The sequence below is a fragment of the Hansschlegelia beijingensis genome, assembly GCF_045505405.1.
GTDB lineage: Bacteria > Pseudomonadota > Alphaproteobacteria > Rhizobiales > Methylopilaceae > Methylopila > Methylopila beijingensis_A.
Window position 1 is genome coordinate 1 of sequence record NZ_JBJKEX010000624.1, and the last position, 911, is coordinate 911.

Genomic DNA, 911 nt, shown 5'->3' on the forward strand with positions numbered 1-911 from the left:
CTGACATCCCGGGCTACCGCGTCGGCGGCAAGACCGGCACCGCGGAGAAGGTGGTGAACGGCCGCTATTCCAAGACGGCGCTGGTGATGTCGCCGGCGCGGCCGAGGTCCTCTGCGAGGGCGGCCTCGACCGCGCGACGAACCGCGATCGGATCGAGCGGCGCGGGCGCCGTCACGAAGCGGCCATCCGAGGCTCTGTCGCCGGCGAAAGCCCCGCGAGAGCATCTGCGAGCGTGAGCGTCGACCGGCGCGCCAGCGCCTCGACCGGCGCATCATGATCGGACCGGAAGTGCGCGCCGCGGCTTTCCTTTCGCCGCTCGGCCGCCACCGCGATCAGAAGCGCGGCGGTCGCCATGTTCCTCAGGTCCGCGCTCTCGGCCTTGCGCCTGATGTCGTCCAACGCGGCGATCGCCGCCGCCAGGCGACCGCCGTCGCGCACGACGCCGACTGCGTCGGTCATCCACCGTCGGAGTGTGGCCACGGCCGCGTCGTCAGCCTTGACGGATCCCAGAGCGCGCGTGGTCGGCGGCCGGGCCGAAACCGGCGCGCCGGGAACGACGCCGAGGATGTCCTCCGCGATCCGGGACGCGAACACGATGGCCTCGAGCAACGAGTTGGACGCCAGCCGGTTCGCTCCGTGCGCGCCCGTCGAAGCCGCCTCGCCGCAGGCCCAGAGGCCGTCCACCGAGGCGCGGCCGTTCGCGTCCACGAAAACGCCGCCCATGTGGTAGTGCGCGGCTGGGGCGACCGGGATCGGCTCCGACGCGGGATCGAGTCCCGCGGATCGGCAGGCCTCATACACCGTCGGGAATCGCCCGGCGAAGGCCGCGCCCACGCCGTCCCGCGCATCCAGAAAGGCGCCGCCCGAGCGCGCCGCCTCGTAGACCGCGCGGGCGACGATGTCGCGCGGCG

At 73.5% G+C, this 911-nt stretch carries 1 protein-coding gene; it reads right to left on the bottom strand.

Features of this window, described 5'->3' with window-relative positions; translation table 11 throughout:
* Positions 1–171: 171 nt before the first annotated feature.
* Positions 172–911: FAD-binding protein (locus tag ACIKT0_RS19215; protein ID WP_407106872.1), on the bottom strand; the 740-nt coding region annotated here is incomplete at its 5' end.